This window comes from Propionicimonas paludicola, from assembly GCF_002563675.1.
GTDB classification, from domain to species: Bacteria; Actinomycetota; Actinomycetes; order Propionibacteriales; family Propionibacteriaceae; genus Propionicimonas; species Propionicimonas paludicola.
The window spans coordinates 247,178-272,830 of record NZ_PDJC01000001.1 but is presented as its reverse complement, the minus strand read 5'-3'; the positions used below and the strand labels follow the sequence as shown (position 1 = coordinate 272,830).

Genomic DNA, 25,653 nt, shown 5'->3' with positions numbered 1-25,653 from the left:
CACACCCGTACTTGAAGCGTGCTCCATCGACTTCATATTGACTATCGATATATTCTTATCGCAAAACGATAGGATAGGTCATGAAGAAGGCGTCCATTCTCGCTCTTCGCGTCTTGCTGGCAGTGGTTCTCCTCGGCCTGCTGGGCGCCCAGGGACTCTACTTCCCCACCCTGGCCGACCAGATGGCTCAGGCATACCCGGAGTTGGCGTGGCTGCGATGGCCGATGCTGGCGGTCGTGGTGCTCGGGATCCTGGCGATCCAGATCGCGGTGGTGGCCGTCTGGGTGCTGCTGTCGATGGTGGAGCGCGAGCGCGTCTTCTCCGCCACGGCGTTCGGATGGGTTGACGTGATCATCGCGGCCAGCGCCCTCGACGCGGCCCTCGTGCTGGGGATCGGCGCCTTCTTGACCTTCGGCATCCATGCCTGCCCACCCAGCTTGCTGTTGTTGCTGTCCGGGCTCGCAGTCGGCGGTGCCACCGTTGCCGTCCTGATGGTCGTCATGAAGGGGCTGCTGAGGCAGGCGTCAACGATGCAGAGCGAGCTCAGTGAGGTCATCTGATGGCGATCGTGGTGAACCTGGACGTCCAACTCGCCCGCCGCAAGATGACCCTGACCCAGCTTGCTGAGCGAGTCGGGATCACGCAGGCGAACTTGTCGATCCTGAAGAACAACCGGGCGAAGGCGGTTCGCTTCTCGACGCTGGACGCCATCTGCCGCGAACTCGAATGCACGCCCGCCGAGATCCTGGAGTACACGGCCGACTGACTCCAACACGACAGCAGCCCCTGTCAGCAGCACGCGAACGCCGATGTTGTCGTTATCGAGGCGGTGTAGACGCACTCTCCGCACTCGAACGCCAATGTTGTCGTTATGAGGCCCTCAAACCGGCCCCATAACGACGAAGTCGGAGGTCACGCTGTGAGGAGGCTCGACCAACCCTCTGATAACGACAACATCGGCGGTTGAGCCACGTCATACCTCCCCGAGGCGTCGCACCTGACGTCCGTCGGAGCCAAAGTTGGACGGGTCGAGCCATCGAAGCTGACGCTCGCGGATGGCCGGCCATTCGGAGTCGGTGATCGAGAACCAATCGGTGTCGCGACTGCGTCCCTTGATGACCATGTGTTGGCGGAAGCGGCCTTCATAGCTGAAGCCGAGCCGCAGCGCCGCCCGTCGGGACGGCTCGTTCAGGCTGTCGCACTTCCACTCGACCCGGCGATAGCCGAATTCGTCGAACGCGTAGCCCAGCATCAGATGGATCGCCTCGGTGGCCGCGGTGGTGCGCTGCATCGTCCGAGCCCACAGCACCCCGGAGACTTCGATCACGCCCATCACCGGCACACACGGGTACAGACTGGCCAGCCCAGCTGCCGAGCCACCGGTCGGAACGAAGGCGAACGTCACGCCATCTGAGCGCTCAGCCAGAACCCGGATCACCGTCTGCTCGAACGCCTCGCGGGACTGCGGACGGGCCGCCGGACGATAGGTCCACAGCGACTCATCGTCGCTTCCGCCAACCGCGGCGTATAAGGCGTCGGTGTGCTCCGGCCCGATCGGCTCAGCGGTGACGTAGCGCCCGACCAGCGGCACCCGGCTCGGCATCGAACGGGGCACCCATCCGTCCACCGAGTCGCCGACCTCCTGCCCGTACTCGTTCATGCGTCGACCCTAGTAGAGGGCCCGGGAGTCGGGCGAGGTGGCGGCAGACCCACGGTCGACCTGAACCTGCCGGGCCACGAAGCGCCCCGGCCGGGGACGCCACCACCTGACGGCGCGGCCAGCTGTTCGGTGGATGTGTCTGCGCTCAGGCGCTGTAGAGAGTTCAGCCTGCAGCGGCGGCAGATGACTGAGCCGGACGGCGTACGCAGCGCGCCGAGCGGCTCAGAAGAAGCCGAGACAGATCGCCAGCAAGACCAAGGCAACCAGCACCCAGCGAAGCACGTGAGTGGTGCCGGCACCGATCAGTCCGGCACCTTCGCGGAGGTGAGCGTCACCGAGGACGTTCAGCTCCGGTGGGACTGGCCCGACGATGGTCACCGGATCCCGGCGGCCGGGGTCGATCTCGTCACGCGCCGGATCGGGCAGCGGGCCGCCCGGAGTCAGCCAGCGCGCCGTGATCGGGTCGAAGCGCTCCTGGGGCGGGGGAACGATGCTGGACATGAATCGAGCATCGCACGGCGATCCGGCGCACGGGAGGGTTTGCCGCACACCCGTACTGGACAGTTGCCGGACGATACCGCGCCTGACATGGTGGCCTCATGCTGACCTTCGGTGACCTGAGTGAGGCGGAAGCCCCTGCGGTCCAGGCGCTGCTGGAGTCCAACCCCGGATACACCGAGCGGGTCTCCGGACGTCCGCCGGCTCCCGGTGACGGCCTCGAGGTGCTCCTCGACGGTCCACCCGACCTGACGCCCGGCCAGAAGCACTGCTTCGGGGCCTGGCTGGACGCCACCCTGGTCGGCGTCGTGGACGTCCTGCAGTCCTGGCCGAACCAGCAGACGGCTCACGTTGGGCTGCTGCTCGTCCACGGCGCCCACGAAGGCGAAGGCATCGGACGCGCGCTGCACGACTACACCCTCAGCCAGGTGCGCGGCTGGGAGGGCGTCGACACCCTGCGGCTGGGCATTGTCGAGACGAATGCCGCCGCCGCAGAGCCGTTCTGGTCGAAGCTCGGCTACCGGCCCACCGGCCGAGTCGTCCCGTTCATCGAAGGCCCGGTCAAGACCACGGTCGCGGTCTGGACCCGTCCGCTGGAGGACTAGGCGAGCTTGCGCCGATAGGCGAGCATCGCGAAGCCGTAGCCGATCGCCAGGATGCCGGCACACCAGGCCAGGGCCACCCACAGTTCACCGCCGACGGGCTGTCCGGCGAACAGCGCCCGCACCGAGTTCACAATCGAGGTCACCGGCTGGCTCTCGGCGAACCAGCGGACGGGGCCGGGCATCGACGCCGTCGGCACGAAAGCCGAGCTGATGAACGGCAGGAAGATCAGCGGGTAGGAGAAGGCCGTGGCTCCGTCCATGGACTTGGCCGACAGGCCGGCGATGACGGCCAACCAGGTCAGAGCAAGCGTGAACAGCACCAGGATCCCCAGCACGGCCAGCCAGGACAACACGCCGGCCCCCGATCGGAAGCCCATCAGCAGCGCAATCGCGACCACCACGACCAGCGAGATCAGGTTCGCCACCAGCGAGGTCAGCACATGCGCCCACAGCACTGCCGAGCGCGAGATGGGCATCGAGTGGAACCTCTCGAAGATGCCGCCCTGCAGGTCGAGGAACAGCCGGTAGCCGGTGTAGGAGATGCCGGAGGCGATGGTGATCAGCAGGATGCCGGGCAGCAGGTAACTCACATAGGAGTCGGCGCCGGTGTTGATCGCCCCGCCCAGGACGTACACGAACAGCAGCATCAGCGCGATAGGGGTCACGGCCGTGGTGAGGATCGTGTCCAGGCTCCGGGTGATGTGCTTCAGGGATCGTCCGGTGAGGACGACGGTGTCGCCGAGCGGATGGACGCTCATGACTCCTCCTCGCTGTGGTTCGGGTGGTCGGCGGACGCGCTGCCGCTGACGACGGCCAGGAAGACCTCTTCCAGGGTGGGCTGCTTCTCCACGTACTCGACCGTGGCCGGCGGCAGCAGCGCTGTGAGCTCGGCCAGGGTGCCGTCCACGATGATCCGGCCGTCGTGCAGGATCGCGATCCGGTCGGCGAGCTGCTCGGCCTCGTCCAGGTACTGCGTGGTGAGCAGGACGGTGGTGCCCGCAGCAGCGAGTTCGCGGACGGCCTGCCAGACCTCGAGGCGGGCCTGCGGATCCAACCCGGTGGTCGGTTCGTCCAGGAAGATCACCGGCGGGCTGCCGATCAGGCTCATGGCGATGTCGAGCCGGCGGCGCATCCCGCCGGAGTAGGTGGCCACCGGACGGGCCGCGGCCTCGGCCAGACCGAACCGGCTCAGTAGGTCATCGGCGATGGCGGCCGGCTCGGGCAGATGCCGAAGCCGGGCGATCAGGATCAGGTTCTCCCTCCCGGTGAGCACGTCGTCGACGGCGGCGAACTGGCCGGTCAGGCTGATCGCGCCGCGGACGTCCGCCGCCCGGGAGGCCACGTCGAAACCGTTCACCTCGGCCAGGCCGGCGTCGGCCCGCAGCAGGGTGGCCAGGATCCGCACCACCGTGGTCTTGCCGGCCCCGTTCGAGCCGAGCAGGGCGAAGATGCTGCCCGGCTGCACCGCGAAGCTGACCTCCCGCAGGACGTCCAGCTCGCCGTAGGACTTGCGCAGCCCGTCGACCCGGAGCGCAGCGCCCACGCTCATCGCAGGGTCTCTCGCTCAGCGTCGTCGATCGCCTTCACCAGCCGGGCCCGCTCCTTGTCGATCCATTGAGTGCCGGAGTAGGCCCGAATGAAGGTCTCGGCGAAGTCCACCGGGTCGTCTCCGACGATCTCGCGCAATGGAGTGGCGTCGGTGGCGGCCCGCTCCCAGAGCTCGATGTGATCGGTGAGCAGGCGCACCATGGTGTCGCCGTCGGTGAGCCCGCCGTAGTACATGACGTAGCGGTCGATCGCCTTGGCCGCGGACGCGTAGGGCTCCGGCAATGCCTTCAGCCGCGCCTTGTACTCGCGGTACTGGCGCTTCTGCTCCAGCGATCCGGTGAGGACCTCGATCCAGTTGCTCATGATGACTCCTTGCCCTTGTGAAGCTGGTTGATCCGGTCGGCCAGGAAGCTCCAGGCCGTCCAGAACTCGTCGAGTTGTGCGCGTCCGCGCGCATTGAGGGAGTAGACCTTGCGCGGCGGGCCCTTCTCCGAGGTGACCCGCTCGACATCGACGAAGCCGCGCTGCTCGATGCGCACCAGCACCGCGTAGACGGTGCCCTCGACCAGGTCGGTGAAACCCTGCTCGCGCAGCTGCGCGGTGATCTCATAGCCGTAGGCCGGCCGCTCGGCGAGCAAGCTGAGGACGATGCCCTCGAGGGTGCCCTTGAGCAACTCGGTCATCTGATTGGCCATTGCCACTCCATCTACTCTGTGTTGCTGAGTACCAGTAGACGGTAACACTGAGTACCGGTAGTTAGCAACACCGAATACCGAGGAAGTTCGCGGACGGTCCCGTAGCCTGATCCGGTGACCCCGATCCCGCGGAGCAGCTGATGCCGCCCCGCTCACCGCTCCCCCAGCGCAACGGCCTGGACGCCGCCTGGGTGCGCACCCCCGATCGTGAGCCCGGCGTCACACCACGCTGGGCGACCATGGGTGAGTTCCTGCGCGAACGACTGCCGGACGCGGCGCCGGTGGCGTCCATGCTTGCCACCGGCGAGTTCGTCGATCAGAGTGGGCGTCCGATCGCCGGCGAGGAGCCGTACCGTCCGCACACCTTGGTGTGGTTCCACCGCGAGTCGGCCGCGGAGCCGTCCGTCCCGTTCGAGGTGAGGATCCTGCACGCAGACGAGCGGATCGTGGTCGTCGACAAGCCGCACTTTCTGGCCACGACGCCACGCGGCGTACACGTCCGCGAGACCGTGCTGGTGCGGCTGCGGGAAGCGCTCGGCCTGCCTGAGTTGGCCCCGGCGCATCGCCTGGATCGGCTCACCGCCGGAGTGCTGGTGCTGACCACGCGCCGAGAGTTCCGGGCCGCCTACTCCGGGCTGTTCCAGAGCCAAGGAGTGCGCAAGACCTACCGGGCACTGGCCCGGTTCGACCCGAGCCTGGCGTTTCCCCGACGCGAACTCGGGCGCATCGAGAAGCGCCGCGGCCACCTGCAGGCCGCACTCGTCGATGGCGAATCGAACGCCGAAACTCTGATCGAGCTGGACGAAGTCCGCGGCGACCTGGCCTGCTACCGGCTGATGCCGGCCACCGGAAAGACTCACCAACTGCGGGTGCAGCTGGCCGCGCTCGGGCTGCCCATCCTCGGCGACCCGCTCTACCCGGACGTGCGCGAAGTGGCGGCCGACGACTTCCGCCACCCGCTGCAACTGATCGCGCATCGGCTGGCCTTCACCGACCCGATCGACGGCACCGAGCGTGAGTTCACCAGCCAGTTCGCTCTGGAGTGGCCCGATGCGACCGGCTCTGGGAGCCGGTGACAAGATGGCGGACGTGACTCCTCCGCTGCGCATCCTGTTCTGCGAGCCGCGGATCCCGAACAACACCGGAGCCACCATGCGGCTGGCCGCGGTCACCGGCGCCGAGCTGCACCTGGCCCGTCCGCTCGGCTTCGACATGGACGACGCCAAGCTGCGCCGGGCCGGGGTCGACTATCGCGACCAGGCGGCCACTTTCGTCCATGACTCCTTGTCGGACGCCTACGCCGCGCTGTTGCCGGCCCGGGTCTTCGCCTTCACGTCGCACGCCGAGCTGCCCTACACCGACATCGCCTACGAGCCCGGGGATGTCCTGCTGTTCGGCCCCGAGCCGACCGGGCTGGCTCCGGAAGTGCTGGCCGACCCGCGGATCACCGCCACGGTGCGGATCCCGATGCGGGCCGGAATGCGCTCGTTGAACCTGGCCAATGCCGCCGCGATTGCGGTCTACGAGGCCTGGCGCCAACTGGGACACCCGGGCGCACGCTGAGTCGCACGCACGACACCTGACGCGATTCGCCGTCTCGATGGCCTCAAGGCCCGCGAAAGGCCGCTCAAGCCGGATCGATCCTGCATTTCGGGTCGCCACCCGAAGCACGCTCCGCGAACGACCACCAGAGCACGATCGACACGGCGAATGGCATCGCCGCTGACCACAGGGACGCTGCCGCGGGCGCGATCAGTCGAAGTTCCCCTGGGGAGGGATCGCTCACACCGCCTAGAGTTTCGCCATTCAGTCGATCGGAGGATCGTTGCCGAAGGAAAGCCCCCGGGCTCCAGTGATCCTGGTGGTCGAGGACGAGGAGACTCTGCGTTCGGCAGTGGCCCGCCACCTCACCCACCAGGGTTTCGCCGTGATCGAGGTGGGCACCGTGCAGGGTGCACTGGCTGCAGTCTGGGAGCGCCAGCCCGATGTGGTGCTGCTGGACGTCCTGCTGCCCGACGGCTCCGGCTACGAGTTGTGCGCCAAGCTGCGTCCGATCACGTCGGCAGCCATCATCTACTTGACCGCTCTCGGCCAGGACCGGGCTGTCGTGCGCGGCCTGGAGGCCGGCGGGGACGACTACATCGCAAAGCCCTTCAACTTCGACGTGCTGACCGCCCGGATCCAGGCCCAACTGCGCCGGGCCGTCGCTCCGCGCACCGGACGGATCGACCTGCCGCCGCTGCACCTGGACTTCGTCACCGGACGCGTGATCCTGGAGGGACGCGAGGTGGTCCTGACCCGGATGGAGCTGCAACTGCTCGGCTTCCTGGCCTCCAATGTCGGAGTCGGCGCCACCCAGGACGAGCTGCTCACCGCGGTCTGGCGGGCCAAGGCTCCGATGCCGACCAACACCGTCCGGCAGACCGTCTCGACCCTGCGCCGCAAGCTCGGCCTAGATGAGGCCAGCGCCTTCGAACTCGCCTCCACCCCGGACAAGCGCTACGTGCTACGCCAGGTCCGGTTCGACCCGGCCGGCTAGCGTCACCCCTGGTCAGCAGCCACTTCGGCCAGCGGAAGGGTGAAACAGGCCGTGGTCCCCTGCCCGACCACCGAGCTGAAGGTGAGCTCACCGGAGTGCGCGGTGACGATGTGCCGGGAGATCACCAGCCCGACCCCGAGCCCGGTGTCGCGGGCCGACCTCAGCCCGTCCGGACGATCCCGCACCGGGCCCTCACCGAGGGTGGCCAGTCGTTCCGGCGCCATCCCCGAGCCGGTGTCCGTGACGCAGACCCGGGCCCGGTCGTCCACCCGTCCGACCGAGACCGTGATGGTGCCGTGGTCGGTATGCCGGCTGGCGTTGGAGATCAAGTTGACCAGCACCTGGATCACCCGCTCCCGATCGGCCAGCACGATCGGGGAGTCAGAGTCGCGGGCCACAGCGAGGGTGTTGCCGTGTTGGGTCCACAGCGGACGGTAAGCCTGCAGGGTCTGCTGGATGACCTCGTCCAGGTCGACCGGAGCCCGCTCGAGGATCAGTCGTCCTTCGTTGATCCGGGCCAGGTCCAGCAGTTGGCTGACCAGCCGTCCCAGCCGGTCGGCCTCTGCCTCGATCACGGCGACATCCCGGCCGACCTGCGCCGGATCACGGATCAGGTCACTGCCGGCCTCCTGGGCATGGGCGCGGATTACGGTCAGCGGAGTGTTCAACTCGTGGGCCACCTGCGCCAGGAACTCCGCTCGAGCCCGGTCGACCCGAGCCAGGGCCTCGTTCTGCACCTTCAACTGCCGCTGGTTCTGCTCGTACAGGCCGATCAACAGTCGTAGCGCCACGACCAGGGCGATCCCGGTGCTGATCATTGTGAAGATCACGTCGGACAGGATCGCGGCCTCCGAACCCAGCGGGACGACCAACTGCGGCTGCAGATAGGCCACCGCCAGACTCGTGGTGAAGACGGCGGCCTCCAGCGGCACCAGAATCCACAAGGCCCTGCCCTGCAGGATGATCGCCGAGAATGCGATGGCAAACATGAAGAAGATCGGCATTCCGCTGTGGTAACCACCGCCGGCGAAGAACAGCGCCGGAAACAGCACAACGAAGAGGCCGACCACCGCAATCAGATAGGCCAGTTGGAATCGTCCGGTGCGGCGGGCGAAGAGCATCAGGGCGACGATCACGAAGCCGGCGATGACGTTCAGCAGCACCGTCCACGTCGGGCTGCCCAGCGCCAGGTTGAACAGCGCGGAGCCCCAGCTGACCGGAATGCCGACCAGAGCCACAGCGGCGATCAGCCGACCCCGGAAGCTGCGATCGCCGCCACTGAGCCAGCCACTGAGTCGGCTGTTGTCGAACCTGACCATGGCTGGACGATATTGCGCGGCGCGGCCAATCGGGCCAGAACTCGCCCCTACGCAGTTGTTGCCGAGGTGTGCGCGTAAAAGTCCTTTGACAGGCGCCCCGGCGGACCGTGCGGCCCACCGACGATGGGCCTCGGGCGTGGCCGCGCCCCCTGACTCGTGAGGTGGACCATGCGGAAGCTGATCTCCTGGATCGCAGCAAGTGTTGTCACGGTGGCCATGCTGGGCTGGGCGCCCACAGCCGCGAAGGCCGCGGCCGCGTGGTACGACGGCGGTATCCAGTACTCGCAGATCTACAACTGCGTCTCGATCATCCAGGGTTCCCCGTACCTGGAGTATGGCGTCGGCACCTACGTCGGCTACCGCTCCGATCCGTCCACCAGCAGCCCGGCACCCGGGGACGTCTACTGGATCCACGCGGTCGTCTACGGGCTCGGCAACGCCTGCAGCGGCCAGTATGTGAGCCCGGAGTTCATCCTCCCGGCAAACACCTCGCTGGCCATCGACGCCAGCCACAAGGTGCAGTGCTACGCCACCGGAGCCGCTGATCCGGGCGACTGCCCGACCAGCCTGAGTGTCGGATCTCACGGCGGCTACGTGGTGCTTTCGCCCGACACCGCCCACGCCCGGATGTGGCCGATGCCGATCGGCAAGAACTGGGAATGGCAGATCCCGGTGGTGTCTGATCGACCGCTGACCAATGCGACCTTCGGCGCCTACTTCGTGGTTGCCGATGGCAACAGCAACCCGACCTTGGCCGCAACCCAGGGCGCCTACGTCTTCGCCAAGACACCACAGGTGAGCTACCCGTCGCCGGCCACCACCGGGATCGGCAGCACCGCAGCAGTCTCGAATGCGAACGTCTACACCGGGGGCGCGGCCGGCACCGGCTACTTCGACATCGGTACCAGCACGGGGTACGGGCTGTTCTCCGACGCGGTCAGCCTCCCGGCCGGCGGTCCGAACTGGCAGGTGAACACCGACTGGAAGCGGACGGACGGGAGCTCGGTGCTGAGTGCGAACACCACCTACCACTGGCGATTCAGGTTCAACGCCGGCGGCACCTGGTACTACGGCGCCGACCAGACCTTCAAGACGTCGGCCAGCGGTACTCCGACGCCCACTCCGACTCCGACGCCAACTCCGACACCCACGCCCACCCCCACTCCGCCGAGCGTGACCCTCACGTCTGTTCCTGCCTGGCGCACCGGCGTCTCAGTCCCGCTCTCCTGGAGCGGCTCCGCCGGATCGTCCGCAGTAGCCAACTACGACGTGAGGGTCCGCAAGGCCTCCTGGGACAAGAAGTTCGGCGGCTGGTCCACCTGGAAGTCGAAGACCACGGCCACCTCGGCGACCTTCGGTGGCAGCAAGGGCTACTCCTACTGCTTCTCGGTTCGGGCACGGGACACCAGCGGCCGAGTGTCGGGCTGGACGCCGCAGACCTGCACCACGCTGCCCCTGGACGAGCGGAAGCTGACCGCCTCGGGTAAGTGGACCAAGTCAACGTCGGCCGGAAGCTTCGCCTCGACGGTGATGACCACCACTAAGCTCGGCGCCAAGCTGACCTCCAAGAAGGCTGTGACCAAGCAGGTGGCGCTTCTGGTGACGACCGGGGCCGGCTACGGATCGGTGACGGTCAAGATCGGTTCGAAGCTCCTCGGCACGCTCAGTCTGGCCAGCGGAAGCCCCCAGAAGCTGGTGCTGCTGACGCTGCCTGCCCTTGCTGCCAACACGACCGGCAAGATCGTGATCACCACCACCTCGACCAGCCCGGTCGTGATCGACGCTCTCCTGGTGAGGAAGGCCTAGGCCGGGCTGCCTGCCTCGCCGACCTCTTCGTGGGTGGTGACCCAGCGTCGGGCGGCGAGGATCAGCCCCAGCACCAACAGGGCACTGGTCAGCAGGAACGGCCAGCTCCGGTCCATCCCGGACAGCCAGCCGGAGATCCAGCCGAACGGGGCGGTGGCCAGCATGACCACGGTCCGCTGGATGGCCATCACCCGCGACCGCTCATCCCGGTCGACGTGCAGGGCCACCAGCGACTCGGCCAACATGGCCAAGATGGCCGCGCCGAAAGCATCGGCCAGCAGGCAGAGCGCCAACAGCCAGTAGGTCGTTGCCGTGGCCGCGCCACCCGGCACCGGAATCGCCACCAGCACCAGTTGCCCGACCAGGTAGCTGCCGAAGCCGATCAGAGTCGGACGGCGCAGGTTCGGCCCGGCGGTCAGCCGTGGGATCAGGGTGAAAAAGAAGATCACCGATAGAATCGAGCGGACCATCGGGAAGAACGGCAACAGCGGGTCCGGCACACCGAGCCGTTGGTTGATCACGATCTGCCAGAACGTGCCGTTGACCAGGACCACCGCTCCGACCACGGCAGTGATGGCCAGCGAGAAGATCGTCCCCTTCGAGTGGATGATCAGGCCCAGCACGCCGCGGTACTCACGCAGCGATCGCCACAGGCTGACCCCACGGGTCTGCTCCTGCCGGGTCCGGCCGACCTCGGTCTCGGTCGACCAGTAGTAGAGGATGAACACCTTGGCGGTCATCACCACAAAGGCGTTCAGGTAGAGAACCCGGACGGCCGGAACCAGCCCGAACTGGGCCACCAGGATCGCCGCAATCGGGGCGAACAGCGCCGAGAACTCCCCGGCCGCCTTCACCAGCGAGTAGACCTTGGTCAGCTCGCTGCGCGGGACGTCCTCGACCAGCAGGCAGTCCCAGGAGTTCTGAGTGACCTGCCAGGCCCCGTTGATCAGGCTGGCGATCAGGAAGGCCCAGAAGTTCTGGGCGAATGCCCAGATCAGGCACGGCACCGACCAGGCCAGCAGGTCGAAGGCGGCCGTGGTGAAGCGGCGTCCGAGCTTGTCGGTGATGACGCCGCCGAGCAGCCCGAAGACCACCTGGGAGAGCATCGAGATAGTGGCCAGCAGGCCGATCTCCTGGTCCTTGATCCCCAGCGCCAGCATGTAGACCCCGGCGTACGGCAGGACCAGCATCATCGACAGGCCCCACATGGGCTCGGTGTAGACGCAGGCGCGACCGTTGCCGCGCAGGTCTAGCAGCGAGCGGAGCAGCGGGTTGCGGACGCGGGACACCGGATCAGTAAAGCAGCTAGACGGTGGGCGAGGGACGCAGCGCCTCCCGCAGCATGCTGACCCCGATGAAGGCCAGGAAGGCGGCAAACAGCCAAGCCCCGGCCTGGGCCGGAATCAGGTGCGCCACCCAGGCGCCCAACGGGCTGCTGACCAGGGACGATGCGCCGACCACCAGGCCGGCCCGGACGGCCACGTTCTTCAGCCTCCAGTTGGCGACCAGGCCCGAGATCACCCCCGGCAGCATCATCACCAGCGAGGCACCCTTGGCGGCCAGGTCACCCAGGCCGAACCACACCATCAGCACCGGGACCACCACGCCGCCGCCACCAATGCCGAGGATCGCCGAGAGCAGTCCGGCCACCAGCCCGAGGACGATCAAGCCGACCCCACGAGCCACATCGATGCCCGGGTCGGCACCCCGATCCGGAATCACGAACATCAGCTGGACGATCATTACCGTCACGAAGCCGACGAAGATCCACTGCAGCGCCCGGCGCGGGATCCTCTGCAGCAGCCGTGCACCGACCTGGGCACCGACGATCGCGCCGATGGCCAGCAGCCCGGCGACCGGCCAGTCGATGCTGCCTTCCAGCGCATAGGACGCCGCCGCAATGCTGGCCGCCGGCAGGATGGCCAGCAGGGACGTGCCCGCGGCCAGCTTCTGCTCGATCCGCAGCAGCACGACCAGGGCCGGGACGATCACCAGCCCGCCGCCGATCCCGAACAGCCCGGCGAAGAAGCCCGAGACCAGTCCGACTCCGAGCAGTGGCAGCACCTGAGCACGGCCGAGCCCGAGCACGCGCGGCTCAGCCGGCGGCCCGGGCGGGTGGCTCACAGCACGGCGCCCGGAACGTACTTCGCAGCGGCCGGATACGCCCTGGCCAACTCGTCCACTCGGGCGGCCAGCTGATCCACCTGGTCACCGGCTGAGCCGGTCAGGCTCAGCGGATCGGCCAGCGCGGCGTCCAGCAGGTCGCGGCTGAGCCCCAGCCGCGAGTCGGCAGCCAGCCGGTCGATCAGATCATTGCCGCCGCCGGCCCGCATCCCCAGGGCCACTGCCACGGCGTGCTCCTTGATCACCTCGTGGGCAACCTCACGTCCGACGCCGTTGCGGACGGCGGCCATCAGCACCTTGGTGGTGGTCAGGAACGGCAGGAAGCGCTGCAGCTCGGCCTCGATCACCGCCGGGAAAGCCCCGAACTCGGCCAGCACCGTGAGGAAGGTCTCGAACAGCCCGTCCAGGGCGTAGCAGGCATCCGGGAGCGCGATTCGGCGGACCACCGAGCAGGAGACGTCACCCTCGTTCCACTGATTGCCGGCCAGTTCGCCGGCCATGGACGCGTACCCGCGCAGCAGCACGGCCAGTCCGTTCACTCGTTCGCAGGAGCGGGTGTTCATCTTGTGCGGCATGGCGGACGAGCCGACCTGGCCCTCCTTGAAACCTTCGGTGACCAGCTCCTGGCCGGCCATCAGCCGAATCGTGGTGGCCAGACTGGACGGTCCGGCCGCCACCTGGACCAACGCCGACAGCACGTCGTAGTCGAGCGAGCGCGGGTAGACCTGGCCGGTCGCGGTGAGCACCGTGGCGAAGCCGAGGTGCTCGGCCACCCGGGCCTCCAACTCGGAGAGCTTGAGGGTGTCGCCGTCGAGCAGGTCGAGCATGTCCTGGGCGGTGCCCATCGGACCCTTGATGCCGCGGGCCGGGTAGCGTCCGATCAGTTCGTCGACCCGTCGGTAGGCGACCAGCAGCTCGTCGAGAGCGCTAGCGAACCGCTTGCCCAGCGTGGTGGTCTGGGCAGCGACGTTGTGCGAGCGGCCGACCATGGCCAGGTCGCGGTACTGAACGGCCAGCCGGGACAGGGCCACCGCCACGGTGACGATCCGCTCCCGGATCAGCTCCAGCGAGCTGAGCAGCTGGCGCTGCTCGATGTTCTCGGTGAGGTCGCGGCTGGTCATCCCCTTGTGGATGTGCTCGCGTCCGGCCAGCGCGTTGAACTCCTCGATTCGCGCCTTCACGTCGTGCCGAGTGACTCGCTCCCGGTCGGCGATGCTGGCCAGATCAACGATGCCCAGCACCCGCTGGTAGTCGGCGATCACCTCGGACGGATCGTCCCCGCCGAAGTCGACGCCGAGCTCGGCCTGTGCCTTCAAGACGGCCAGCCAGAGCTTGCGCTCCGCCTTGATCTTCGCTTCCGGCGACCAGATCTCGCGCATCGCCTCGGACGCATAACGGGTAGCCAGGACGTTGGGAATCATGCCTGCTCCTCCTTGCCGGGGACGGCTCGAAGGCCGTCCAGCTGCTGCGCGGCCGCGTTGGCGGCGATGTCGGTGCGATGGAAGCCGCCCGGGAGAGTGATCGTGGACACCTTCGCGTAGGCGGCGTCCCGGGCCTCAGCCAGGGTGTCGCCGGTGCCGACCACGGTCAGCACTCGGCCGCCGGCGCTGACCAGCTGCCCGGATGCGTCCAGCGCCGTCCCGGCGTGGAAGACGCCCTCGATCTCGGCACCGGTGATCGGATCGCCCTTGCGCGGCGACTCGGGGTAGCCCTGGGCGGCGATGACAACGCCGACCGCTGCCCCACTGCCCCACTCCAGCGGCGGGTGCTCGGCCAGTGCGCCGGTGGCGGCCGCGTACAGGGCACCGCCCAGCGGGGTCTTCAGTCTGGTCAGCAGCGGCTGAGTCTCCGGATCGCCGAAGCGGGCATTGAACTCGACAACCCGCACTCCGCGGCTGGTCAGCGCCAGGCCGGCATAGAGCAGCCCTACGAAGGGGGTGCCGCGGCGGCGCAGCTCGTCGATGGTCGGCTGGATCACCGTGGCCACCACCTGCTCGGTGAGCCCGGCCGGGGCCCACGGCAGCGGGGTGTAGGCGCCCATTCCGCCGGTGTTCGGACCGGCGTCGCCGTCGCCGACCCGCTTGAAGTCCTGAGCCGGCTCGAAGGGCAGCACGTGGGTGCCGTCGCTGAGTGCGAACAGGCTCACCTCGGGGCCGTCCAGGTACTCCTCGATGATCACCTTGCGGCAGCCGGCGGCGTGCCGGATGGCTGCGTCCCGATCGTCGGTGACGATGACGCCCTTGCCGGCGGCCAGTCCGTCGTCCTTGACCACGTAGGGTGCGCCGAACTCGTCCAGAGCGGCGACGACCTCGTCCATGCTCACGCACAGCCGCGCCTCAGCGGTGGGGACGCCGGCCGCCTCCATGATCTCCTTGGCGAAGGCCTTGCTACCCTCCAGCTGCGCAGCTGCTCCGGACGGGCCGAAGACCGGAATCCCCCGGGCTCGGACGGCGTCGGCCACCCCGGCCACCAGCGGCGCCTCGGGTCCGACCACCACCAGATCGACGGCCAGCTCGACGGCCAGGGCCGCCACAGCCTCGGGGTTCATCGGGTCGACCGGATGATTGGTGCCCACTGCGGCCGTCCCCGGGTTGCCGGGCGCGATGTGCACGCCAGCGACTCCCGGGTCCTTGCTGAGCGCCCAGGCCAGGGCATGCTCGCGTCCGCCAGTTCCAACTACCAGTACCGTCTGCGCCACGTCGTCGATCCTATCGGCGGGGGTTGGTGCGGCTCCGTCCGCTCCGCGCACCGGGCGCGCTGCCGCGGGATGGCCGAACATTTGCCCAGTAGCCACTCAGGGATCAGCCAAATGACCATGTGGCAATTGCTGCGTTCGTGTGGATTTCTGCGTAGATTGGTCCCATGGTTGCGACAGAGGACAGCGCTGAGGGTCGTCTACTACCGCACGAGCGGCACCTTCGGATCCTAGAGCAGGCACGGGCGCGTTCTCGAGTGGAGGTCTCGGCACTGGCCGAGGAACTCGAGGTGACCACCGAGACGATCCGCCGCGACCTGAGCATTCTGGAACGGCAGGGACAGTTGCGCCGCGTGCACGGCGGGGCCGTCCACGTGCAGCGGCTCGGCTACGAGCCGACGGTGAACGCCCGGCGCGAGCACCAGACCAGCCAGAAGTCGCGGATCGGCCGGATCGCCCGCGACTACCTGCCCGACGGCGGGTCGATCCTGGTCGACTCCGGCACCACCACCTTGGAGCTGGTCCGGCAACTACCGGCCGATCTTGCCGTGTCGGTGGTGACCAACTCCCTTCAGGCCGCTTCGCTGCTGGTGGATCTGCCTCGGGTCGAGTTGATGCTGCTCGGCGGACGGATCCGCAACGTCACCGGTGCCGCGGTGGGCTCCTGGACGGCGTCCGCCCTGGCCAGCCTGCGGGTCGACGTGGCCTTCATCGGCGCGAACGGGATCACCCCGGAGGCCGGACTGACCACCCCCGACCAGGCCGAGGCCGAGATCAAGCGAGCGATGGTCGATGCGGCCGCGCAGGTGGTCTGCCTGGCCGACTACACCAAGGTCGGCCGGACTCAGCTGTGCCGCTTCGCCGGACTGAGCGAGGTGGACGTCCTGATCACCGACACCGGGCTGGACGCCGGCCTGGCCGCTGAGCTGTCCGCGGCCGGCCCAGAAGTGATTCGGGCATGATCGTCACCCTCACGCCGAACCCGAGCGTGGACCGGACGGTCACGCTCCCCAGGCTGGAACGCGGTGCCGTCCTGCGAGCCACCGAGTCCCGGGAAGATCCCGGCGGTAAGGGGCTGAACGTCAGCCGAGCGCTGGCCGCGAGCGGCACCGCCAGCACCGCCGTGTTCCCGGTTGGTGGAATCTACGGACGACTGATGCTGAACCTGCTCGAGGGCGAGCCGGTGACACTGGCTGCCGTGCCGATCAGTGAGCCGATCCGGGCCAACATCACCATCGCCGAGACCGACGGAACCACCACCAAGGTGAACGAACCTGGCCCGGTTCTCTCCGTTGCCGAGGCGGACGCGCTGAGGAGCGCCGCTCTCGATGCCAGCCGTGGCGCCAGCTGGGTGGTCTGCTGTGGGTCGCTGCCGCCCGGGCTCGACGACGACTTCTATGCCCCACTGATCCGGCACTGCCAAGCCAGTGGCGTCCGGGTGGCCGTGGACACCTCCGGGGAGCCGATGGCCGCCGCACTGGCCGCCAAGCCGGCCCTGATCAAGCCCAACCGGATCGAGCTGGCCGAGGCCGTCGGACGGGAGCTCGTCACCGTGGGCGAGGTCATCGATGCGGCGTCCGCCCTTGTCGACGGAGGAATCGAGACCGTGGTGATCAGCCTGGGCCGCGATGGCGCCCTGCTGGTGGACGCCGCCGGCGCGGTTCACGCGGCCTCGGAGATCGGCTGCCCGGTCTCCACCGTCGGTGCCGGCGATGCGCTGCTGGCCGGCTACCTGCACGCCGTCGACTCCGGCGCAGACCGGGAGACCGCCCTGCGCACCGCCGTGGCCTTCGGCTCGGCTGCAGTCTTGCTGCCGGGCAGCTCGATGCCCGGCCCATCCGACATCGCCGCGATCACAGTCAGCTCGACGATGTCCCCGGATCGAGCCCGGTCGCTCAGCGACTGAGCTCAGAAACCACGCAGCGACGAAGCGGCCGCCCGATCGGACGGCCGCTCGTGGGGGAACCGGCTCAGGGCTCGACGGTGACCTTGATGGCCTGCCCCTTGGCCACGATGTCGAAGGCCTCCAGCGCGCGCTCCAGCGGCAGGTGGACGGTGATCAGATCCTTCACCGGCACCTGGCCCGAGGCGATGTAGACCAGCGCCTTGCGGTTGTGCTCGGGCGCCGAGCCGTTGGCGCCGTGAATGTGCAGCTGCCGGTAGTGGACCAGGTTGGAGTCGCAGGTGATCGTCGGGTTGGTCTTGGGCAGGCCCCCGAAGAAGGAGATCCGGCCGTTGCGAGCAGCCATGGCGATGGCCTGCTCCTGGGTGATGTTGGCCGCGGTGGCGGTGATCACCACATCGGCGCCACGACCCTCGGTGAGCCGCATCACCTCAGCCACCACGTCCACCTGGGAAGCGTCGATGACGGCGTCCGGCTGTACGGCGGCAGCCGACATGGCCAGCCGCTCGGCGTTGACGTCCACCAGGAAGACGCGGGCTGCGCCATGGACGCCACGGGCGATCCGAGTGTGGATGCAGCCGATCGGGCCAGCCCCGAACACCACCACGGTGTCGCCGGCCTCGATGCCCAGCAACTCCTGGGCGTTGATCGCGCACGCGAACGGTTCGGCAGCGGACGCCTCGTCGAAGCCGACCCCGTCCGGGATCCGGTTCAGCCCGTCCACCTTCAGCACGGCCTGCGGCACCACCATGTACTCGGCGAAGCCACCGTCGTACTGGTAACCGATCGAGGTCTGGTTGGCGCATACGGCCATCCAGCCCTTGCGGCACTCGTAGCACTCACCACACGGCACGGCGGCGATCACCTGGGCCCGGTCGCCGACCGCCCAGCCGGAGACGTTGGCGCCGACTTCGGCGACCTCGCCGGCCACCTCGTGGCCGATCACCCGCGGCGGAGTGAGGTTCTGATGACCATTGTGGAAGATCTTCACGTCCGTGCCGCAGGTGGAGCAGTTCCGCACGCGCAGCAGGATCTCGTCCGCCGTGATCTGCGGGATCGGGGCGTCCTCGATCCGCACATCGCCGGGGGCGTAGAAACGCAGGACCTTCATGTTCAGTTCTCCTCAGCAGGGGTCAGTAGGTCAATCACTTCGGCCACCGAGTCGGTGACCCGCAGCCGCTCGGCTGCCTCGGGCTCCATCAGCGCCTCGGCGAGGCTGGCCAGGATGCCCAGGTGCTCATCGGAGGCCGAGGCGATCGGAATGCACACCTTCACCTCATTGCCGTCCCAGTCGATGCCGTCGGGGAACTGCAGGAAGCCCAGCGCGGCCGACCTGATGTGGGCGCGGGCTTCGTTGGTGCCGTGGGGAATCGCGACACCCTCACCGAGGTAGGTCGAGATCTGCTGCTCGCGGGCCAGCATTCCGGCGAAGTAGTCCTCGGTAGCTGCGCCGCAGTCGACCAGCACCTGGGCACACATCCGAATCGCCTCCTGTTTGGACACCGAGGCCAAGCCGAGCCGGACCGAGGATGGCTGCAGGATCGAGTTCTCGGGCATCGGCTTTCCGCCTCCTCGCCGGCCAGCGCTGGCCGATGTCGACTGTGACCGTCCGGTGGGCTGGACGCGCACCGCACGTCATCGACCCGACCGAACTCTCCCATAACACCACAGATACACACACAAGTCAATGCAAAACAACATCACTTCACAAGGGGACGGGACGGCCCGCGGGAGGTGATCCCGCGGGCCGCCAGCTATCGACCGTCCGCCTCGGAAGGCGTCCGCCCGTCACAGACCGAGACGAGCTCAGTGAGCGACGCTCGCCTCCTTCACCATCTCCACGACCTGGTCGTACTCGGGGGCGCCAATGAAGTTGGCCACCGAGACATGTACGGCGGACGGGGTCTTCGCCGCCGCACGTTCGGCCAGATCGCGATGGGTCACCACCAGATCGAAGTTGTCCTCAAGGCTGGCGATGGCCTTGTTGACCACGGTGACGTCGGCGAAACCGGCGTCCTTGATCTTCTTGCGCAGCACCGAGGCACCCATGGCCGAGGAGCCCATTCCGGCGTCACAGGCGAAGACGATGGCCTTGATCTCGCCGGTGCGACCCGCCGCCCGCAGTCCAGCCAGCGCCTCGGACGACTTGCCCTTGTTGGCTTCGGTCTGGCTGATCGCCGCACCGAAGGTATCCGCACCGGCCGCCTCGGCCTCCAGATCACGCTTGCGGGTGGACCGCAGGATGAGCCAGGAGAGCACGAAGGTGACCGCAGCGGACAGCACCACCGACAGCAGCACCGCGAAGTAGGCCCCCGGGGCGATCTGTGCGATGACCGCAAGGATGCTGCCCGGAGCTGCCGGGGCTCGCAGCGCGCCACCTAGCAGCATGTTGGTGGTCACACCGGTCATGCCGCCGCCGATCAGCGCCAGGATCAGAGCGGGCTTCATCAGCGCGTAGGGGAAGTACACCTCGTGGATGCCGCCGACGAACTGGATGAAGGCCGCCCCGGGAGCCGACGCCCGGGCCGCACCGATCCCGAAGAAGGTGAACGCCAGCAGCAGTCCGACGCCCGGGCCGGGGTTGGCCTCGAGCAGGAACAGGATCGAGTGGCCCGACTCCGCCGTCTGCTGGAGACCGAGCGGGGTGAGCACGCCATGGTTGATGGCGTTGTTCAGGAAGAAGACCTTGGCCGGCTCGATGATGATGCTGGTCAGCGGTAGCAGGTTGTTGGCGACCAGCCAGTTCACCGCGCTGCCAAGCCCGCTCATGATGCCGTTGACCAGCCACGCGATCGGGTAGAAGCCGAACAGCATCAGGACGAAGCCCCAGATGCCCGCCGAGAACATGTTGACCAGCATCTCCAGTCCGGGCTTGATCTTGTCCTCCCACAGCCCGTCCAGCCACTTCATCGAGTAGGCCGCGATCGGGGCCATGATCATGGCGCCGATGAACATGTGGATCTGGCCGAGCTCCTTGAAGTCAGCGGCAGCCTTGCCGGCGTCCAGCCACTCCTTCAGTGCTGCGGCGTTCACGTTGGCGATCAGGAGGTCCGAACCGGCGATCGCGCCGAAGGTGCCGATCGTGGCCACCACTGCGCCGCGGACGCCATAGACCATGTGGCCGCCGGTATAGGCGATCAGGATCGGCAGCAAGTAGTGAATGAACGGCCCGACGATGGTCGAGATGTCGGCATTGGGGGTGAAGCCCACACCGATGAAGAACATCGTGACGATGCCCCAAGCGATGAGAGCGGGGATGTTGGGCATGATCATGCCGGAGAGGAAAGTGCCGAACCGCTGGACGGCAACGCGTGCCGATCCCTGCTTCGCCGTTACCTCGGTAGTCATCTGACTCCCTAACTGTGACGTGTTTGGCAGTGGAGTCCTCCTCAGTGAGGACCCGCCGCAAGGTAGTAATGTCAATAAACCACACGCTCGGTCACGCGTCAAGGAAAAACAACATGCATATCAAGGTGATCGGGCACACTTTCGGGCTGCATCGTGTTGATACCCAACCAGAGCCAGCGCGAACCGCCTCGTAGCGGCGTTCGCTGAGGGCTCAGGTCGTCCGGACCCGCAGAGATCCGACTCGTCCACACCGCACCTCAACGCAAACGCCCCGAAACTGCCTCGAGCCGGCGAGGGTTCGCGGGCGTGAGGGAGTTTCGGGGGCGCGATGCGGTCGAGACAGCGGGCCGGACCGGCGACCTCAGAGCAGGTCGTGCAGCATGACCACTTGCTCGCGGGACGGGCCGACGCCGATCCCGGAGATCCGGCAGCCGACCAGTTCCTCGAGCCGACGCACGTAGGCCTGGGTGTTGGCCGGCAGCTCATCGAAGCTGCGGCAACCGGAGATGTCCTCGGTCCAACCGTCCAGGTACTCGTAGACCGGGACGGCGTGGTGGAAGTCGGTCTGGGTCAGCGGCAGGGTGTCGGTGCGGACGCCGTTGACGTCGTAGGCCACGCAGACCGGGATCTTCTCCCAGCCGGTGAGGATGTCCAGCTTGGTCAGGAAGATGTCGGTGCAGGCGTTCGCCGTGGCCGAGGCCTCGACCACCAGCGCATCGAACCAGCCACAGCGGCGGTTGCGTCCGGTGGTGGTGCCGAACTCGGCGCCGTCGGCGCGCAGCTTGTCGCCGTCGGCGTTCAGCAGCTCGGTCGGGAACGGACCCTCACCGACCCGGGTGGTGTAGGCCTTGGCGATCCCGATCACCCGGTCGATCCGGGTCGGGCCGACGCCGGAGCCGGTGCAGGCGCCGCCGGCGATCGGGTTCGAGCTGGTCACGTACGGGTAGGTGCCGTGGTCGACGTCCAGGTGGTGCGCCTGAGCACCCTCGAACAGAACGACCTGGCCGGCGTCGAGCGCGGTGTTCAGCACCCGGGTGACGTCGGCCACCATCGGACGCAGCCGCTCGGCATGGGCGAGCAGCTCATCGGCCACCTGGCCGGCGTCGATGGCCCGACGGTTGTAGACCTTCACCAGCAGGTGGTTCTTCTGCTCCAGGGCCGCCTCGACCTTCTGGCGCAGGATCTTCTCGTCGAACAGGTCCTGGACCCGAATGCCGAGCCGGTTGATCTTGTCGGAGTAGGCCGGGCCGATGCCGCGTCCGGTGGTGCCGATCCGGCGGTTGCCCAGGAAGCGCTCGGTGACCTTGTCCATCACCTTGTGGTACGGCGCGATGATGTGCGCGTTGGCGCTGACGATCAGCTTCGAGGTGTCCACGCCGCGGGCATTCAGGCCGTCGATTTCCTCGAACAGCACCTCCAGGTCGATCACCACACCGTTGGCGATCACCGGAACCGAGTCGTTGAGGATGCCGGACGGGAGCAGGTGCAGCGCGTACTTCTCACCGTTCACGACCAGAGTGTGGCCGGCGTTGTTCCCGCCGGAGTAGCGGACGGTGTAGTCGACCCGATCTCCGAGCTGGTCGGTCGCCTTGCCCTTACCCTCGTCGCCCCACTGTGCGCCGATCACCACGATTCCCGGCATATGACTGCCCCTTTGCGTGAGGAAAGCCCGCGGCAATGCCGGCGGGCTCTTGCGCACATACTTTAGCGGAGGCGGACCCCAAGGCCTGGGCGTTCACCTGGCTGTGACCCGAATCCGGCAAGCTGTGCGCATGATTCGCCGCTCGCTGCCCACCGAGCCGTTCGACTTTCTGGCTGCCGGTGAACTGCCGGCCCCCTCGCTCGGGCCGGACGAGGCCGCGTCCATCCTGGCCGCCCTGGGCGGCTCCGGAGAACTGACCGCGCTGGGCAGCCAGCAGGACCAGAACTTCCTGGTGTCCGGCCCGGACGGACCCTCGGCCGTGCTGAAGCTGGCCAACCCGTCCTTCCCGGAGCGGGACACGCTGGCCCAGGACGCCGCCGCCGAGCAGGTGGCCCGAGACTGCCCCGAACTGCGGGTGTCCACCGTGCTCGAGGCCGAGGGCCATCCGGCGCGCGCGGTGCTGGCCACCAGCCAGGGGCCGGTGCTGGCGCGGCTGCTGCGCTACCTGCCCGGGGGCACCTTCGTCGAGCGGGGCTGGCTGGCCCCGTCCGTGGCGGCGCGGATGGGAGCGATCACCGGGAAGGTGAGCCGCAGCCTGGCTTCCTTCGATCACCCGGGGCTGGAGCGGCGCCTGCAGTGGGACCTGCGGGAGAGCCATGGCGTGGTGGAGCTGTTGGCCGACTGGCTAGGCCCCGAGCGCGAGCGGGTGCAGCGGGCCAGCCTTGCGGCCTGGTCAGCCGTTCAGGCTGCCGGAGAGCTGCCCGTCCAGCCCGGCCACTTCGACCTGACCGACGACAACCTGGTCTGCGCCGTGGACGCACGGCTGCCCGACGGGATCATCGACTTCGGCGACGTCTCCCGCTCCTGGCGGGTGGCCGAGCTCGCCATCACCGTGTCCGGACTGCTGCATCACAGCGGCGGCTGGGCCGAGCCGGTGCAGGCCGCCGTCCGGGCCTTCCATGCCGAGCAGCCGCTCACCCGGGCCGAGGTGGATGCTCTGTGGCCGCTGGTGGTGCTGCGCGGCGCCGTCCTGGTGGCCAGCGGACGGCAGCAGGCCGCCATGGACTCCGACAATGACTACGCCCGCGATGCGCTGGATCGGGAATGGCGGATCTTCGCTGCCGCGGACGCGGTGCCGTCGGCCGTGGTCGGCGGCTGGCTGCGAGCAGCACTCGGCATCGCGGAACCGCCGCTGATGGTCTCGGGCGCGCGGCTGCTTGCCGACCCGCCCGCAACTCTCAACCTGAGTGTCATGTCACCGGTCATGGATCACGGCGCCTGGCAGGAACCCGGCCTGGCCGACCGGCTCGCAGCGGAGGCTGGAGCGGTCGCCGCCGCCTGGGCGGTCCCCCGGCTCAGCGAAGCGTCCGAGTGTCAGCCCGGAGCCGCCCAGCGAGCGGCCACGGTACCCACCTCGATCACCGTGTGGAACCACGACGAGCTGCGCGCACCGTGGGACGGCATCGCGCGATTCGACGGCGACCGGCTCACTCTGCCCGGCTCGCCGTGCGACCTGATCCTGCACGGCATCGCCGGACGCTCCGGCCCGGTCCGGGCCGGTGAGGTGCTGGCCCAGGCCGGGGCTCGCGTGGACGTCCAGCTGGTCCGTAGCGGGAGCGAGGTGCCGCTGCTGGTGGCACCGGACCTGGCCGCCGGCTGGCTGGCGCTGACCGCGGATCCGTCCGGACTGCTCGGCGTGACGCCGACCGAACCGCTCTCGTCCGCGGCCGTGCTGGCCCGCCGCGCCCAGCACGTCGCCGAGGTGCAGGAGCACTACTACGTCGACCCGCCGCGGATCGAGCGGGGTTGGCGCAGCCTGCTGATCGACACCGATGCCCGTCCCTATCTGGACCTGGTGAACAACGTGGCCAGCGTCGGCCACGCCCACCCGCGGCTGGCCGCGGTGGCGAACCGCCGGCTGCGGCTGCTGAACACCAACTCTCGCTTTGTGTACGACGCCCTGCCGGCCTTCGCCGAAGCCCTCGCCTCGCGCCTGCCGGATGGCCTGGACCAGGTCTTCTTCGTGAACTCCGGCTCGGAGGCCACCGACTTGGCGATTCGGCTGGCCATGGCGGCCACCGGGCGCCGCGACATCGTCGCGCTGGCCGAGGCCTATCACGGCTGGACCTACGCCTCCGACGCGGTCTCCACCTCGCTGGCCGACAACCCGAACGCGCTGGCCACCCGTCCGGACTGGGTGCACACCGTCCCCGCGCCCAACTCCTACCGCGGTCGCTGGCGGGATGCCGACGCCTGGCGTTACGGCCCCGAGGCCGCCGACAGGATCCGCGCACTGGCCGCGTCCGGGCGTCCGGCGGCCGGGTTCATCGCCGAGGCGATCCAGGGCAATGCCGGCGGCATCTTGCTCCCGGAGGGCTACCTGCGAGAGGTCTACGCGGCCGTCCGCGAGGGCGGCGGGGTGACCATCGCCGATGAGGTCCAGGTCGGGCTCGGCCGGCTCGGCGAGTGGTTCTGGGGCTTCGAACAGCAAGGCGTGGTGCCCGACATCGTCGCGGTGGCCAAGGGGCTGGGCAACGGCCACCCGGTCGGTGCGGTGATCACCACCGCCGAGATCGCCGAGAGCTACCGGGTGGGCGGCTACTTCTTCTCCTCCGCCGGTGGCAGCCCGCTGTCGTGTGCGATCGGCTCGGAGGTGCTGGCCATCATCGCCGACGAGGGCCTGCAGGCCAACGCTCGCCAGGTCGGTGCTCGGCTGCGGGCCGGGCTGGAGGCACTGGACAGCCCGTGGGTCGGCACCGTTCACGGCGCTGGGCTCTATCTCGGCCTCGAACTCGTCCGCGACAACCAGCGCACGCCGGCACCCGAGCTCACCACCGAACTGTGTGAGCGGCTGCGCCAACTCGGGGTGATCATGCAGGCCACCGGCGACCACGGCAACGTGCTGAAGATCAAGCCGCCGCTGGTGCTGACCGCCCAGCAGGCCGACCAGTTCGTCACCGCTCTGGCTCGGGCCCTGGCCGACCTCGGCTGACGGGATTCGCGGTCTCGATGGCCGCGATCAGCGCTTAAGCCGCCCCTATGCGCATCCATCCGGCAAATCGTGTCGGCGGCTTCTGCTGAACTCCGATGCCCACGGGCTCACTGTGGATGGCGTTCCCCCACCTGCCCCCGCGGGTGGGGGAACGCCAACGGCGGCCGATCCTGACCGGATTTGCGGTATCGATGGCCGGGGCCGGCCCGTGAGGCGGTCTCTCGCTCATCGACACGGCACATCGCAGCACTGCCCCTGTGGAAAGTGAACTGCGGCGCC

The 25,653-nt window shown here is 68.3% G+C and carries 25 protein-coding genes; 10 read left to right on the top strand and 15 right to left on the bottom strand.

What is annotated here, in order from left to right:
* The first annotated feature begins 80 nt into the window (after positions 1-80).
* Together ATK74_RS01225 and ATK74_RS01220 are read left to right on the top strand one after the other, a co-directional pair.
* On the top strand, positions 81-560 hold the full coding sequence (locus ATK74_RS01225) for a DUF2975 domain-containing protein (RefSeq protein ID WP_098459337.1): 480 nt from the start codon (positions 81-83) through the stop codon (positions 558-560).
* The gene (locus ATK74_RS01220) at positions 560-766 is read left to right on the top strand and encodes a helix-turn-helix domain-containing protein (protein ID WP_098459336.1); all 207 of its coding nucleotides are present in this window, start codon (positions 560-562) and stop codon (positions 764-766) included. The genes ATK74_RS01225 and ATK74_RS01220 overlap by 1 nt, the downstream gene beginning before the upstream one ends.
* Positions 767-973: 207 nt before the next feature.
* Here the strand turns inward: ATK74_RS01220 and ATK74_RS01215 are convergent, their stop codons facing one another.
* Together ATK74_RS01215 and ATK74_RS01210 are read right to left on the bottom strand one after the other, a co-directional pair.
* Positions 974-1,660, bottom strand: coding sequence for a GNAT family N-acetyltransferase (locus tag ATK74_RS01215; RefSeq protein ID WP_169923677.1), 687 nt, complete (start codon positions 1,658-1,660; stop codon positions 974-976).
* A gap of 222 nt (positions 1,661-1,882) precedes the next feature.
* Positions 1,883-2,161: a hypothetical protein gene (locus ATK74_RS01210; RefSeq protein WP_098459335.1), complete on the bottom strand. Its 279-nt coding sequence runs from the start codon at positions 2,159-2,161 to the stop codon at positions 1,883-1,885.
* 98 nt (positions 2,162-2,259) lie between these two features.
* On the opposite strand from ATK74_RS01210, the gene ATK74_RS01205 reads away from it, so the two are divergent.
* A complete protein-coding gene (locus tag ATK74_RS01205) occupies positions 2,260-2,763 on the top strand; it encodes a GNAT family N-acetyltransferase (protein ID WP_098459334.1) in 504 nt (167 codons plus the stop codon).
* Here the strand turns inward: ATK74_RS01205 and ATK74_RS01200 are convergent.
* From ATK74_RS01200 to ATK74_RS01185, 4 genes are read right to left on the bottom strand one after another with little or no spacing between them, the layout of a single operon-like run.
* Positions 2,760-3,521, bottom strand: a complete 762-nt coding sequence (locus tag ATK74_RS01200) for an ABC transporter permease (RefSeq protein ID WP_098459333.1) — start codon at positions 3,519-3,521, stop codon at positions 2,760-2,762. The genes ATK74_RS01205 and ATK74_RS01200 overlap by 4 nt on opposite strands.
* Positions 3,518-4,312, bottom strand: coding sequence for an ABC transporter ATP-binding protein (locus tag ATK74_RS01195; protein WP_098459332.1), 795 nt, complete (start codon positions 4,310-4,312; stop codon positions 3,518-3,520). Before ATK74_RS01195 ends, ATK74_RS01200 begins: the two co-directional genes overlap by 4 nt.
* On the bottom strand, positions 4,309-4,674 hold the full coding sequence (locus tag ATK74_RS01190; protein ID WP_211283245.1) for a DUF1048 domain-containing protein: 366 nt from the start codon (positions 4,672-4,674) through the stop codon (positions 4,309-4,311). Before ATK74_RS01190 ends, ATK74_RS01195 begins: the two co-directional genes overlap by 4 nt.
* Entirely contained in the window at positions 4,671-5,006 is a 336-nt protein-coding gene (locus ATK74_RS01185) for a PadR family transcriptional regulator (RefSeq protein ID WP_098459330.1), read from the bottom strand. The genes ATK74_RS01190 and ATK74_RS01185 overlap by 4 nt, the downstream gene beginning before the upstream one ends.
* Before the next feature lie 239 nt (positions 5,007-5,245).
* Here ATK74_RS01185 and ATK74_RS01180 point away from each other — a divergent pair, with 239 nt between their 5' ends.
* The 3 genes from ATK74_RS01180 to ATK74_RS01170 all read left to right on the top strand — a co-directional run bounded on the left by ATK74_RS01180 (position 5,246) and on the right by ATK74_RS01170 (position 7,545).
* Positions 5,246-6,082, top strand: coding sequence for a pseudouridine synthase (locus tag ATK74_RS01180; RefSeq protein ID WP_211283407.1), 837 nt, complete (start codon positions 5,246-5,248; stop codon positions 6,080-6,082).
* Positions 6,083-6,095: 13 nt separating this feature from the next.
* The gene (locus tag ATK74_RS01175; protein ID WP_245840568.1) at positions 6,096-6,569 is read left to right on the top strand and encodes a tRNA (cytidine(34)-2'-O)-methyltransferase; all 474 of its coding nucleotides are present in this window, start codon (positions 6,096-6,098) and stop codon (positions 6,567-6,569) included.
* 262 nt (positions 6,570-6,831) lie between these two features.
* The gene (locus tag ATK74_RS01170) at positions 6,832-7,545 is read left to right on the top strand and encodes a response regulator transcription factor (RefSeq protein WP_098459328.1); all 714 of its coding nucleotides are present in this window, start codon (positions 6,832-6,834) and stop codon (positions 7,543-7,545) included.
* Between the two features lie 2 nt (positions 7,546-7,547).
* On the opposite strand, the gene ATK74_RS01165 is transcribed toward ATK74_RS01170, so the two are convergent.
* On the bottom strand, positions 7,548-8,864 hold the full coding sequence (locus ATK74_RS01165; RefSeq protein ID WP_098459327.1) for a sensor histidine kinase: 1,317 nt from the start codon (positions 8,862-8,864) through the stop codon (positions 7,548-7,550).
* Positions 8,865-9,032: 168 nt separating this feature from the next.
* Here ATK74_RS01165 and ATK74_RS01160 point away from each other — a divergent pair, with 168 nt between their 5' ends.
* A complete protein-coding gene (locus tag ATK74_RS01160) occupies positions 9,033-10,670 on the top strand; it encodes a hypothetical protein (RefSeq protein WP_098459326.1) in 1,638 nt (545 codons plus the stop codon).
* Here ATK74_RS01160 and ATK74_RS01155 read toward each other — a convergent pair.
* Genes ATK74_RS01155 through purD form a run of 4 tightly spaced genes read right to left on the bottom strand, consistent with a single transcriptional unit; the run spans position 10,667 to position 15,492 of the window.
* Positions 10,667-11,959, bottom strand: coding sequence for an MFS transporter (locus ATK74_RS01155; RefSeq protein WP_098459325.1), 1,293 nt, complete (start codon positions 11,957-11,959; stop codon positions 10,667-10,669). The genes ATK74_RS01160 and ATK74_RS01155 overlap by 4 nt on opposite strands.
* Before the next feature lie 16 nt (positions 11,960-11,975).
* Positions 11,976-12,794 (bottom strand): sulfite exporter TauE/SafE family protein, encoded by an 819-nt coding sequence (locus tag ATK74_RS01150; RefSeq protein WP_211283244.1) that lies wholly within the window; start codon positions 12,792-12,794, stop codon positions 11,976-11,978.
* Positions 12,791-14,215: an adenylosuccinate lyase gene (gene purB, locus ATK74_RS01145; protein WP_098459323.1), complete on the bottom strand. Its 1,425-nt coding sequence runs from the start codon at positions 14,213-14,215 to the stop codon at positions 12,791-12,793. The genes ATK74_RS01150 and purB overlap by 4 nt, the downstream gene beginning before the upstream one ends.
* Positions 14,212-15,492 carry a phosphoribosylamine--glycine ligase gene (purD, locus tag ATK74_RS01140; protein WP_245840565.1) on the bottom strand — a complete coding sequence of 427 codons (1,281 nt, stop codon included), beginning with the start codon at positions 15,490-15,492 and terminating at the stop codon, positions 14,212-14,214. The genes purB and purD overlap by 4 nt, the downstream gene beginning before the upstream one ends.
* Before the next feature lie 164 nt (positions 15,493-15,656).
* Here purD and ATK74_RS01135 point away from each other — a divergent pair, with 164 nt between their 5' ends.
* Both ATK74_RS01135 and pfkB read left to right on the top strand, forming a co-directional pair.
* The gene (locus tag ATK74_RS01135; RefSeq protein ID WP_098459321.1) at positions 15,657-16,451 is read left to right on the top strand and encodes a DeoR/GlpR family DNA-binding transcription regulator; all 795 of its coding nucleotides are present in this window, start codon (positions 15,657-15,659) and stop codon (positions 16,449-16,451) included.
* Positions 16,448-17,395 (top strand): 1-phosphofructokinase, encoded by a 948-nt coding sequence (gene pfkB, locus ATK74_RS01130; protein WP_098459320.1) that lies wholly within the window; start codon positions 16,448-16,450, stop codon positions 17,393-17,395. Before ATK74_RS01135 ends, pfkB begins: the two co-directional genes overlap by 4 nt.
* 64 nt (positions 17,396-17,459) lie before the next feature.
* Here pfkB and ATK74_RS01125 read toward each other — a convergent pair whose 3' ends face one another.
* The 4 genes from ATK74_RS01125 to ATK74_RS01110 form a co-directional block, all read right to left on the bottom strand.
* A complete protein-coding gene (locus ATK74_RS01125; RefSeq protein WP_098459319.1) occupies positions 17,460-18,503 on the bottom strand; it encodes a zinc-dependent dehydrogenase in 1,044 nt (347 codons plus the stop codon).
* 2 nt (positions 18,504-18,505) lie between these two features.
* Positions 18,506-18,949, bottom strand: a complete 444-nt coding sequence (locus tag ATK74_RS01120; RefSeq protein ID WP_098459318.1) for a PTS mannitol transporter subunit IIA — start codon at positions 18,947-18,949, stop codon at positions 18,506-18,508.
* Positions 18,950-19,198: 249 nt separating this feature from the next.
* The gene (locus tag ATK74_RS01115; protein WP_098459317.1) at positions 19,199-20,740 is read right to left on the bottom strand and encodes a PTS mannitol transporter subunit IIBC; all 1,542 of its coding nucleotides are present in this window, start codon (positions 20,738-20,740) and stop codon (positions 19,199-19,201) included.
* Positions 20,741-21,101: 361 nt separating this feature from the next.
* On the bottom strand, positions 21,102-22,382 hold the full coding sequence (locus tag ATK74_RS01110) for an adenylosuccinate synthase (protein ID WP_098459316.1): 1,281 nt from the start codon (positions 22,380-22,382) through the stop codon (positions 21,102-21,104).
* A 130-nt stretch (positions 22,383-22,512) separates the two neighbouring features.
* Between ATK74_RS01110 and ATK74_RS01105 the strand changes: the two genes are divergently transcribed.
* A complete protein-coding gene (locus ATK74_RS01105; RefSeq protein ID WP_098459315.1) occupies positions 22,513-25,374 on the top strand; it encodes an aminotransferase in 2,862 nt (953 codons plus the stop codon).
* The last annotated feature ends 279 nt before the right edge of the window (positions 25,375-25,653 follow it).

Bases quoted from the DNA above. Each gene is read 5' to 3' on its own strand.
- ATK74_RS01220 (WP_098459336.1), top strand. From the start codon at position 560: ATGGCGATCGTGGTGAACCTGGACGTCCAACTCGCCCGCCGCAAGATG.
- ATK74_RS01200 (WP_098459333.1), bottom strand. From the start codon at position 3,521: ATGAGCGTCCATCCGCTCGGCGACACCGTCGTCCTCACCGGACGATCC.
- ATK74_RS01205 (WP_098459334.1), top strand. From the start codon at position 2,260: ATGCTGACCTTCGGTGACCTGAGTGAGGCGGAAGCCCCTGCGGTCCAG.
- pfkB (WP_098459320.1), top strand. From the start codon at position 16,448: ATGATCGTCACCCTCACGCCGAACCCGAGCGTGGACCGGACGGTCACG.
- purB (WP_098459323.1), bottom strand. From the start codon at position 14,215: ATGATTCCCAACGTCCTGGCTACCCGTTATGCGTCCGAGGCGATGCGC.
- ATK74_RS01125 (WP_098459319.1), bottom strand. From the start codon at position 18,503: ATGAAGGTCCTGCGTTTCTACGCCCCCGGCGATGTGCGGATCGAGGAC.
- ATK74_RS01105 (WP_098459315.1), top strand. From the start codon at position 22,513: ATGATTCGCCGCTCGCTGCCCACCGAGCCGTTCGACTTTCTGGCTGCC.
- ATK74_RS01180 (WP_211283407.1), top strand. From the start codon at position 5,246: ATGGGTGAGTTCCTGCGCGAACGACTGCCGGACGCGGCGCCGGTGGCG.
- ATK74_RS01110 (WP_098459316.1), bottom strand. From the start codon at position 22,382: ATGCCGGGAATCGTGGTGATCGGCGCACAGTGGGGCGACGAGGGTAAG.
- ATK74_RS01215 (WP_169923677.1), bottom strand. From the start codon at position 1,660: ATGAACGAGTACGGGCAGGAGGTCGGCGACTCGGTGGACGGATGGGTG.
- ATK74_RS01160 (WP_098459326.1), top strand. From the start codon at position 9,033: ATGCGGAAGCTGATCTCCTGGATCGCAGCAAGTGTTGTCACGGTGGCC.
- ATK74_RS01225 (WP_098459337.1), top strand. From the start codon at position 81: ATGAAGAAGGCGTCCATTCTCGCTCTTCGCGTCTTGCTGGCAGTGGTT.
- ATK74_RS01120 (WP_098459318.1), bottom strand. From the start codon at position 18,949: ATGCCCGAGAACTCGATCCTGCAGCCATCCTCGGTCCGGCTCGGCTTG.
- ATK74_RS01115 (WP_098459317.1), bottom strand. From the start codon at position 20,740: ATGACTACCGAGGTAACGGCGAAGCAGGGATCGGCACGCGTTGCCGTC.
- ATK74_RS01185 (WP_098459330.1), bottom strand. From the start codon at position 5,006: ATGGCCAATCAGATGACCGAGTTGCTCAAGGGCACCCTCGAGGGCATC.
- ATK74_RS01135 (WP_098459321.1), top strand. From the start codon at position 15,657: ATGGTTGCGACAGAGGACAGCGCTGAGGGTCGTCTACTACCGCACGAG.
- ATK74_RS01190 (WP_211283245.1), bottom strand. From the start codon at position 4,674: ATGAGCAACTGGATCGAGGTCCTCACCGGATCGCTGGAGCAGAAGCGC.
- ATK74_RS01165 (WP_098459327.1), bottom strand. From the start codon at position 8,864: ATGGTCAGGTTCGACAACAGCCGACTCAGTGGCTGGCTCAGTGGCGGC.
- ATK74_RS01195 (WP_098459332.1), bottom strand. From the start codon at position 4,312: ATGAGCGTGGGCGCTGCGCTCCGGGTCGACGGGCTGCGCAAGTCCTAC.
- ATK74_RS01210 (WP_098459335.1), bottom strand. From the start codon at position 2,161: ATGTCCAGCATCGTTCCCCCGCCCCAGGAGCGCTTCGACCCGATCACG.